Raw genomic sequence first — 8,949 nt, 5'->3', positions numbered from 1 at the left:
CACTGGACCCGTGCACCGCCAGCTGCTGCGGCGTCGTCACCCCGCGGTCGATGAGGGAGCGGGCCACCGCGGCGAAATCCTCCAGCACCCGGTGCCGCCCACCGCCCACCGCCGACAGGTGCCAGCCGGGCCCGTACTCGCCCCCACCGCGCGTATTGGCCACCACATAGGTGCCGCCCCGCTCCAGCCACGCCTTGCCGACCACCGGCTCATAACCGGGCGTGAGCGCCTTGCCGAAGGCCCCATACCCGTACAGCAGCGTCGGCCCGGGCAGGCAGTCGCCGTCGTCGTCGCGCCGCGGGCGACCCACCTGGAAATAGGGCACGCGTGTGCCGTCCGCGCTCGTGGCCACGTGTTGGGTGACCCGCACCCCGGTCGCGTTGTAGCGCGCCGGGGCCTGACGCAGCACGCTCATGCCGGTGATCTCGCCCGCCGCGGTCAGGCGCCCCACCGTCAACGTCGACGGCGTCGTCCACCCCGACGCCGAAATCCACAGGTAGTCGGTGCGGCTGGCGTCCAGGGCGCTGACCTCCACATCCAGCAGGGCACGGCCGGGGCGCAGCTCGGTGCTCTCCGGGGCGGTGCCCCCGGGCAGGTCGGCGGCGCCGGTGAGGTCGATCCAGTGGTGCCCCCACTCACCGGTGGGGGAGGACGGCGGGGTGCAGACCTCCAGCCGGTTGACGACGTCGTCGAGCACCTGCAGCACCAGGTGGTTGCGGGTCCAGGTCGCCCCCTCCAGCGAGGTCGCCGCCGACGGCGTGAACAGCACGCGCATGTCGCGCCCGCCGGCCAGGTACTCCTCCAGCGGTGCGGCCAGCAGGGTTCCAGGCGCGTAGGACCGGCCGCCCGCCTCCCAGGGCTCGCGCAGCTCAATGGTCACCCAGCCGCGCCCCACGCCCGCCGACGCCGACTCGGGCACGTCCAGGCGCACGGCGCCGGGCGCCACGGTCTCCTGCTCGGATGCCAGCGCCCGGCGGGCCGCCTGCGCGCCAGCGGGCGGGGCGGCGTCGTCGGGCAGCAGCCAGATGCGGGTGGCGTGGAAGGAGGGGATCGTCGTCAGCCAGGTGCGACCCCACGGGTCGCGGGAGGCTGCCGCCGCGAGTTCGCCGGGCGCGCAGGTGACGAGGACTTCCGCGTCCTGCGGGCGTTGGCCGCGGCGCAGGCGTCGCACCTGGCGCGGATACCCGGCCGGAGACAGGGAACCCTCGCCGAAGTCCGCGGTGAGGATGACCGACTCCCCGTCCGCGTCGCCCCAGGTCATGGAGCCGCGCGAGGCCGGACGGAAGAAGCCTCCCTCGTCGGGCGGGATGAAGCGTTTCGCGTCCAGGTCGAACTCGCGGGTGACATTGACGTCTCCGCCGCCGGGCGAGAGGGTGACCAGGGCGCGACGGCCCGCGAGTGGTCCGGTGGTGAGCACCTGCGCCCCGCCCCAGACGAGGCCCTGTCCCTGCTCGGCGCCGTCCTGGGCGCTGGCGGCGTCCAGGTCCAGCAGCGTCTCCCACTGGGTGGGGGTGGCCAGCCTGCCGGCGGGGGCGCCCATGGCGTAGGACTCCCAGCTGGTGCGGCGCCAGATGCCGCGGGGGTGGTCGGCGTCGGTCCAGAAGTTGTAGAGCATGCCGGCGCGGTCGGCCACGGGTGGTATCCGGTCGGGGGAATCGAGGATGGCCTCCAGGTCCGCGGTGAGCGCGGCGAAGTCGGGGTCGGCGGCGTAGGCGGCCTCGGTGCGCGCATTGTGCTCGGTCACCCAGGCACGGGCCTGCTCGCCGGTCACGTCATCGAGCCAGGCGGGGGGCATGAGGGCGTCCTCGCGGTCCATGCCCCCATTCCAGCACAGGTGTCGCGATGTCTCATGGTTGGCGGCCTCAATCTCCGCTAGTGCCCCTTTCCAGCACAGGTAGCGCGATGTCGCTGGCGCGCTGGAAATGTTGACTTGCCATGTTGGCAAGTCAGGAGTAGACTTGCCGACATGGCAAGTGACTTCTCGGGGTCCGCCGACGATGTGGACCCGCGCATCGGCAGTGAGCCTGTTGCAGCTGAGCGTGCCCGCGACATGTTGGCGTCGCTTGACGGCGACCGTCGTAACCTGGCGGAGCGAATGGTGGTCCCGGCGTGGTACTACCCGGTCTTCGCCGGTGTCGTGGCGTCCATGACTTTCTTCTTCAGTGTGCCTTCCTGGCCTCATTTTCTTTACCTGCTGCACCTGATGGCCATACTCTTTCTCGGTGCTTGGTATCGCGCCAGATGCGGGATTAATGTCCAGGCGTCGGTGGGGCGTCGTAGCAATGCTCTTCTCGCACTCATGATGGGAGTAGCGGCCTTCGCGATGGTCGCATCCTTTTTCTTGGGGCGATATGTCCAGGGCGTCGGGTGGGTTCTTCTTGTGGTCGCCGTCGAGTTCGTGGCAGTCATCGTGCTCGGTGTCCGCTACGATGCGGCGCTACGTCAAGAAATCGCCCAGGGAAAGTGATCGAACATGTCAGGTGAGATCACGCCGGCCTTCAGTGAGGTCATCCATTCGCCGACCCGCCTGCGCATCTGCGCCCTTCTGCGCCCCGTGGCCGAGTTGGAGTTCTCCGTCGTCAAGGATCTGGTCGGACTCACCGATGCCACTCTGTCCAAGAACCTGCGCGTCCTTGCCGATGCCGGCTACATTCAGACCAGGAAAGGGCAATCGTTGGGGCGTCAGGACCGCCGGCGGCTCACCTGGATCGGCTTGACTGAGGTCGGTCGCGAGGCGGTTGAGGGTCATATCGCTGCTCTCGAGGAGATGTTCCAGTCCGACCCGAAATCGCAGGCGGCCAGTTAGTGCTCAATGGCTGTAGCGGCTGCGATGCGCAGGCTGCTTGAGCGGCCCGGGCGCGCCCACTGGCGTAGACGTTCGTGAACTTCGGGGTGTGCTTGACGATCTCGGGGCGCGCTTTTCGACCTTCGGGTGCGTTTGACGACCCCCGGGGTCGTGGAATGTATCCGAAGGTCGTCAACCGCGGGGAGACGGCGGCGGAGCGCGGGGCACCCTGGCGCCGGACACGCAAAGGCTGGGCCCCACGCTCCTCGCCAAGCCACCCACTGCACTGCGGATTCAAGCACCACATGCAGGCCGATAGCCCGCTCTTTGCTCCCACGTGTCTACGCGCGGATCCTGCCCTGCACGTCAGCATCTGTTGGTCGGCTGAAGCGACAGCCTCTAGGCACTGGCTACTCCGTGCGATGATAAGACCGCCTCCACGGCGCAACCCCGGATCAACGCAGGAAACTCTGCCGGGGAGTGCACCGAGAGGGGGTGAGCTCTGGGCATGTTGAAGCACCGGAAGCGTCGACGCCGTAAGGCGAAGACGCGCAAGGGAATGAAGAGCAAGCAAAAGGCCCAGATCTGGCGGACCGCCATCCAAACCGTTCCGCCGTTGATCTGGGCCCTTGCGGCTCTGCTCAGCGTCCTACTAGGCCGCTGAGATCAACATCTCCGGATGTCTCCGGGGAGTCGAGCAGTCATACCCGCTCGGCTCCCCACCATTATGGGGCCTTGCGCTCGCGATCGGCAAGCCGAATCGGCTCACGTTCCAGGTGAATCGCCCGATCGTGCCTGAGCCTGCTACGGGGTGGATCGCTGTGCTACGGGGCTGCGTACAACGACCGCCTTCAGTGGAACACCGGCGATCCGCCTGTGCGCCTCGACGAGGGCGGGACACGCGTGCGCGACATCAGGCGACCACGGCGCGCCGCACACGGGAGCTGTCAGGACAAATTTGGCTGGCTTGGATTATTCGTTGAAATCATGAGGAATTGATGAGAACGTCTGAAATGGATGACTAGGCTCCCGTGTGCGCCGGAGGCTTGGCGGCACACCGGAGCCCCACTATCTTCCCCAAGCGAAATCATGGATCCGCGGAATCGCGCGGTTTCTGGCGTTTGCACCAGTTTCTGAGTGTGCGGCGCACCGCGGCGGGGCGAATCGTGGCAGGCTCGTGCCATGCGCAAGGAAGCCTTTCCGCGGACCGACTGGCCCCGCGTCGTGGTCACCACCGACCCCGAACTCGATGACCTCAACTCCATGATCCGCCTGCTCACTCACGCCGCTGAGATCGACCTGTGCGGCCTCATCTACGCGGGATCCACCTTTCACTACACCGGCGATCCCGCCCGCGGCATCGCCCCGCACCGCTGGCCCGCCCCCGGCGACACCCTCCACATCGACGAGGTCATCGACGCCTACGCGCAGGTTGAGGACACCCTGCGCGTGCACGATCCCCGCTTCCCCACCGCCGACTTCCTGCGCTCGCTGGTGCGCATGGGGAACATCACCGCCGAGGGGGAGATGGATGAGGTCACCCCCGGCTCCACCCTCATCGCCGACCTGCTGCGCGACATCGCGTTGACCCCCGACGGCACCACCGGTGAGGGCGGCGCCCCGGTTGACGCCACCCGCCCCCTGTTCATCCAGGCCTGGGGTGGGGTGTCCACCATCGCCCGGGCGCTGCGCACCCTCGAGGAGGACCTGGGCGGGCGCGCGGACTGGGGCGATCTCAAACAGCGGGTGCTGGACCGGGTGGTGCTGTCCTCCTTCGGGGAGCAGGACTCCACCCTCAACAGCTACATCCGCCCCCGCTGGCCCGGTCTGGAGCACCGCGAGGTCGCCACCCGCACCTGGGGCTACACCACCCGCGACGTGCTGCTGCCCGCCGATCAGGAGCTCGTCGGCGCCGACTGGACCCGCCGCCACGTCAGCTCCCGCGGTCCGCTCGGCGCCGCTTACCGGGTGTGGGGCGACGGGCGCCGCATGGCCGCCGACTTCGACGATGCGGACTACTTCGGCGAGTCCGGAAAAACCGAGGAACAGCTGCGCGCGGAGGGCTACCAGGTGTGGTGCCCGGTGCAGGAGGAGGGCGCCTTCATCTCCGAGGGCGACACCTCGAACTTCACCCTCCTCATCCCCAACGGCCTGCACTCGTGGGAGGACGCGACCTTCGGCGGCTGGGGCGGCCGCCAGGTGCCGCACCCCGAACTGCCCGACACCCTCACCTCCGACATGCGCTTCACCCTGCCCGGCCTGCCCCAGCCGGATTACCCGCCGCTGGTTGTCGATCGCACTGCCGACGGCGAGGCCCCGCCCGAGTACCACATGACCCGCTGGTGGCGGGCGCTTCAGAACGAATTCGCCGCGCGCCTGGCCTGGTCCGTCACGCCGCGCTACGAGGACGCCAACCACCCGCCGGCGGTCGTCGTCGAGGGCGGCGGCGTCGGGGCCGGGGGACTGGCTCGCACGGTGCGGCCAGGTGAGGTGCTCACGCTCACCGCCACGGCCACCGATCCCGACGGCGACCACGTGCTGCTGCGCTGGTGGGCCTACCCGGAGGCGGGGGCCAACCCCTGCCCCAGCGTGCCCCGGATGCAGGACGACGGCGCCGGCACCTGCGTGGTCACCGTCCCCGCCGACGCCGAGCCCGGCCAAGCCATCCACCTCATCGTCGAGGGCACCGACACCGGCACCCCGCCCCTGACCCGCTACCAGCGCGTCGTGCTCAACGTGGTGAGCGCTGGGTAGAGACGCGGTGGAGGGCCGTCGGCGCTCACCGCCCGGCCGCGTCGCGCACCCGGCTAAGCGGCAACGCGTTGTCAGAGCCGGTGGAATCGGCGTCGGGTGTCGGGGAGAAATCGACCGAGCGCGAGCCTGGTGGCGCAGGGGTAAGGCATGTGCGGTTAGGCCGCCCCGACAACGTTCGAATACGCTGCCAAATCCGTTCGCGCAATCATCCAGCGTTCGCGAGATAGGACTCGAGAGCGTCGCGAATGACCGCGCTGGCGGTGGTGCCGTGCTTTTTGACGTAGGCATCCAGGGCGGCATTGGTGTGCTCGGGTAGGCGGACCTGCCGTCGGGGCGAACGGCCTCGCCCGGTGGCGTGGTCCTGTCCGAGGGCGGGGCGGCCGCGCAGAATCTCATCGAGCTCGCTGTCGGCGATGCGTGAGCCGTCACGGCGGGTGCCGCGTCCAATGGCGGGGACACGACCCGCGGTGACGTCTGCGTCAAACTGGTCGTAGTAGGCCTGCCCGGCATCGGTGAGGACATGGGGCTTGTCATTCATGTTTGCCTCCTTCGGTGATTTAACGTTCGGCGGGCGGTAGCAGATGCCGATAGAGGTCGGTGACCTCCATCGCGTGGAAGATGACGCGGCGACCACGGCCGTCGACGATCACTCCGACTTCGAGGTAGCGAATTGCCTGAGAGTGGGGCGGGCCGACGAACATGAATGCCCGCTCCCTCGGTCGACGCGGTTGAAGGATCGCGTAGTCGATGTGGTGCACAACGGCGTATTCGGCATCGGCGTGTGGAATGCCGTGCTTGTCAGCCGAGGCGGCGAACTCGAACCTCATGCGTTTATGGTAGTACCGTTTTCGAAGGTTGGCAATCGGCGGGTGAGTGCGGGTGCTGACCGTGGTGCAGGCCGATTAGCCGGGTTTCGAGGCGGGCGAGGCCGCTCGGTGGTGGGGCGCCCAGTGGGTCTCTCGACGCTCACGTACAGCAGACCCCGCCGATATGCAGTTACGACCCGGCCGGTTCGACCGTGAGCGTGAGGTGGTGGCGGCCCAAGTGCTCGCTGCCGACCGTGACGGTGATCTGCCCGGTCTCCTGCCCAGCGCGGATGATCGCCAGGGCACGGCCGCGGTAGGTCGGCGCCACATTCGTGGAGTAGCTGCCCGGCAGCGTGGGGGAGGCGGATCCCAGGGCCGCCAGCGTGCCGGCGCCGTCCACGCGCACGCTCACGTGCTCGCCGCTGAGCATGGCGACGCTGCCCGCCTTATCCACCACCTCGATCTCCACGTAGACCAGGTCCTGGCCGTTCGCCCTCAGGCGCTCGCGGTCGCCGCGCACCCGCAGGCTCAGCTCGCCGCGCTGGGCGGGCAGGGTGGCCCGGCCGACCTCGCGGTCTGCGACCTTGGCGACGGCGGTCAGGTCGCCGACGTCGTAGGGGACCGTGAAGCGGGCGGTGCAGCCGTGCTTGACGCCCGCGCGGCGCGTCCCCAGTGAGCGCTCGCCTACGAACAGCTCCACCTGCGGGGCGTAGGAGTAGACCTCCACCTGCGCTGACGTGCCCGGCTCGGTTCCCGGCCACACCCACGACGGGACGGCGTCGGTGCCGCGCCAGGGCGCCTTGTGCACGCGCTCCCCGGCGCGGTCCAGCGGGCGGACCGCAAGCTCCGGCGTTTTCGGACGCTGCCACACGGTGCGGGCCAGCGCCATGCCGCCGTCGGGGTGGCCGGTGATGTCGATGACGCCGGGTCCGGCGGTGAGGTACGGGTAGGGCTTGTCCATGCCGGCGGGGTCCTCCCCGTAGGTCCACAGTCCGATCCCGACCTCCCCCAGGTAGTCCCAGCCGGTCCACATGAAGTCACCGATGACGTGGGGCAGCTCTTCCACCAGCTGCCAGTTGTTCACAATCGCGTGCGGCATGGTCTCGGTGCCGACGATGACGCGGCCCGGGTGCGCCGTGGCGTCCTTGCGGTAGCGGGCCTCGGCGTAGTTGTAGCCGGCGATGTCCAGCACATCGAAGACGCCGGCAGAAGCGCGGTCGGCCGCCTTGGTGGCGGCGGCCCGGGACATGAGCGTCCCCATGCGGGAGACGAGCATGTTGTAGGCGGTCGACCCGAAGGCGGAGGACTGCCCGGCGTCCCCGCCCCCGGCGTTGGCCTGCTGCTTGCGTCGCTCGCCCGAGGCATTGTTATCCGCCACCAGATCGCGGCCCCGCAGCGTCATCATGTTGATCATGAGGTTGATGCCGGCCGTGGTCGGGCGGGTCGTATCCAGGGAGCGCAGCAGCGTCACCGTGCGCCGCGCCGCCTCAATGCCGCGCGGGGTGGCGGACTCGCCCACCTCGTTGCCGATGGAGTACATGATGACGCTCGGATGCAGCCGGTCCTTGCGCACCAGCGCCTCGACGTCGCCCGCCCAGGATTCCTCGAAGTGGGAGGCGTCGTCGTGGGGGTTCTTGGCCTGGAACCACATGTCCCACAGTTCGTCCATGACGTACAGGCCTACCTCGTCGCAGGCGGCCAGCAGGTCGCGGGCGGCGGGGTTGTGGGAGGAGCGGATGGCGTTGAAGCCCTGCTGCTTGAGGATGCGGGCGCGACGCTGTTCGGCGTCGGCGAAGGTGGCGGCGCCCAGGATCCCCGAGTCGTGGTGGACGCAGGCGCCGCGCAGCAGCACCGGCTCCCCGTTGACGAGCAGGCCGCGCGTGGCGTCGACGGCGATGGTGCGCAGCCCGGTGCGGGTGGTCTCCTCGTCCAGTACCCCGCCCGAAGCGGCCGCGTCCGCCAGGGTGACGGTGAGGTCGTACAGGTGCGGGTCGACGTCGGACCACGGGTGGGCGTCGGTGGCGACGAGCGGCAGTTCCACCACGCTCCCGGTGGTGGACGCCGAGGCGCGGGCGGCCTCGCCGTCGGCGTCGGCGAGTGCGACGGTGACGACGACGGGAGCGGCGTCGGGGTTGTCGATCTCAACCCGGACGGTGGCGGTGGCCGTCGTCCCGGCGGAGGTGGCGGTGAGGGAGTCGGTGATGAGTTGCGTGCCGCCGCGGGTCAGGCGCACCGGTCCGGTGCGGCGCAGCCACACGTGACGGTAGATGCCCGAGCCGGAGTACCAGCGGGAGGAGGGCTGCTGGGAGTTGTCGGCCACGACCTCGACGACGGCGTCTGCCCCTGGGGTGAGCGTGCCCAGGTCCACCTCGAACTCGGTGTAACCGCCGCGGCAGCCGCCCACCGGGGTGCCGTCGACCAGCACCGTCGAGTTCTTGTACACGCCCTCGAAGACGAGTGAGAGGCGGTCTGCGCCCAGGTCGCCAGGCACGTGGAGGGTCTTGCGGTAGCGGTAGGTGCCGCCCGGGAACCAGCCCGCGCCGGAGGTGGTGGCGGTTTCGGCGCTGCGGGGCTCGTGGATCATGGCGTCGTGCGGGAGGTCGA

General features: G+C 69.5%; 7 protein-coding genes. 3 read left to right on the top strand and 4 right to left on the bottom strand.

The window, feature by feature from the left end; all coding sequences use genetic code 11:
- On the bottom strand, nt 1–1,816 hold a 1,816-nt coding region (locus RWX45_RS05790), incomplete at its 3' end, for a prolyl oligopeptidase family serine peptidase (RefSeq protein ID WP_316022819.1).
- Nucleotides 1,817–1,966: 150 nt separating this feature from the next.
- Between RWX45_RS05790 and RWX45_RS05785 the strand changes: the two genes are divergently transcribed.
- From RWX45_RS05785 to RWX45_RS05775, 3 genes are all read left to right on the top strand, one after another.
- Nucleotides 1,967–2,467: a hypothetical protein gene (locus tag RWX45_RS05785; RefSeq protein WP_316022818.1), complete on the top strand. Its 501-nt coding sequence runs from the start codon at nt 1,967–1,969 to the stop codon at nt 2,465–2,467.
- A 6-nt stretch (nt 2,468–2,473) separates the two neighbouring features.
- Nucleotides 2,474–2,806, top strand: a complete 333-nt coding sequence (locus RWX45_RS05780; RefSeq protein WP_316022817.1) for a transcriptional regulator — start codon at nt 2,474–2,476, stop codon at nt 2,804–2,806.
- A 1,161-nt stretch (nt 2,807–3,967) separates the two neighbouring features.
- Nucleotides 3,968–5,539, top strand: a complete 1,572-nt coding sequence (locus tag RWX45_RS05775) for a DUF1593 domain-containing protein (protein ID WP_316022816.1) — start codon at nt 3,968–3,970, stop codon at nt 5,537–5,539.
- A 205-nt stretch (nt 5,540–5,744) separates the two neighbouring features.
- On the opposite strand, the gene RWX45_RS05770 is transcribed toward RWX45_RS05775, so the two are convergent.
- The 3 genes from RWX45_RS05770 to RWX45_RS05760 form a co-directional block, all read right to left on the bottom strand.
- Nucleotides 5,745–6,077: a ribbon-helix-helix domain-containing protein gene (locus RWX45_RS05770; RefSeq protein WP_316022815.1), complete on the bottom strand. Its 333-nt coding sequence runs from the start codon at nt 6,075–6,077 to the stop codon at nt 5,745–5,747.
- A gap of 19 nt (nt 6,078–6,096) precedes the next feature.
- Nucleotides 6,097–6,366 carry a hypothetical protein gene (locus RWX45_RS05765; protein ID WP_316022814.1) on the bottom strand — a complete coding sequence of 90 codons (270 nt, stop codon included), beginning with the start codon at nt 6,364–6,366 and terminating at the stop codon, nt 6,097–6,099.
- Between the two features lie 169 nt (nt 6,367–6,535).
- Nucleotides 6,536–8,949 (bottom strand): glycoside hydrolase family 2 TIM barrel-domain containing protein (locus tag RWX45_RS05760; RefSeq protein ID WP_316022813.1); only part of this gene is annotated, 2,414 nt, incomplete at its 5' end.

Origin of the sequence: Actinomyces sp. MRS3W, assembly GCF_032465695.1 — a bacterium.
GTDB lineage: Bacteria > Actinomycetota > Actinomycetes > Actinomycetales > Actinomycetaceae > Actinomyces.
This window is presented reverse-complemented; position numbering and strand designations above follow the sequence as displayed.

Bases quoted from the DNA above. Each gene is read 5' to 3' on its own strand.
- RWX45_RS05765 (WP_316022814.1), bottom strand. From the start codon at position 6,366: ATGAGGTTCGAGTTCGCCGCCTCGGCTGACAAGCACGGCATTCCACAC.
- RWX45_RS05775 (WP_316022816.1), top strand. From the start codon at position 3,968: ATGCGCAAGGAAGCCTTTCCGCGGACCGACTGGCCCCGCGTCGTGGTC.
- RWX45_RS05780 (WP_316022817.1), top strand. From the start codon at position 2,474: ATGTCAGGTGAGATCACGCCGGCCTTCAGTGAGGTCATCCATTCGCCG.
- RWX45_RS05785 (WP_316022818.1), top strand. From the start codon at position 1,967: ATGGCAAGTGACTTCTCGGGGTCCGCCGACGATGTGGACCCGCGCATC.
- RWX45_RS05770 (WP_316022815.1), bottom strand. From the start codon at position 6,077: ATGAATGACAAGCCCCATGTCCTCACCGATGCCGGGCAGGCCTACTAC.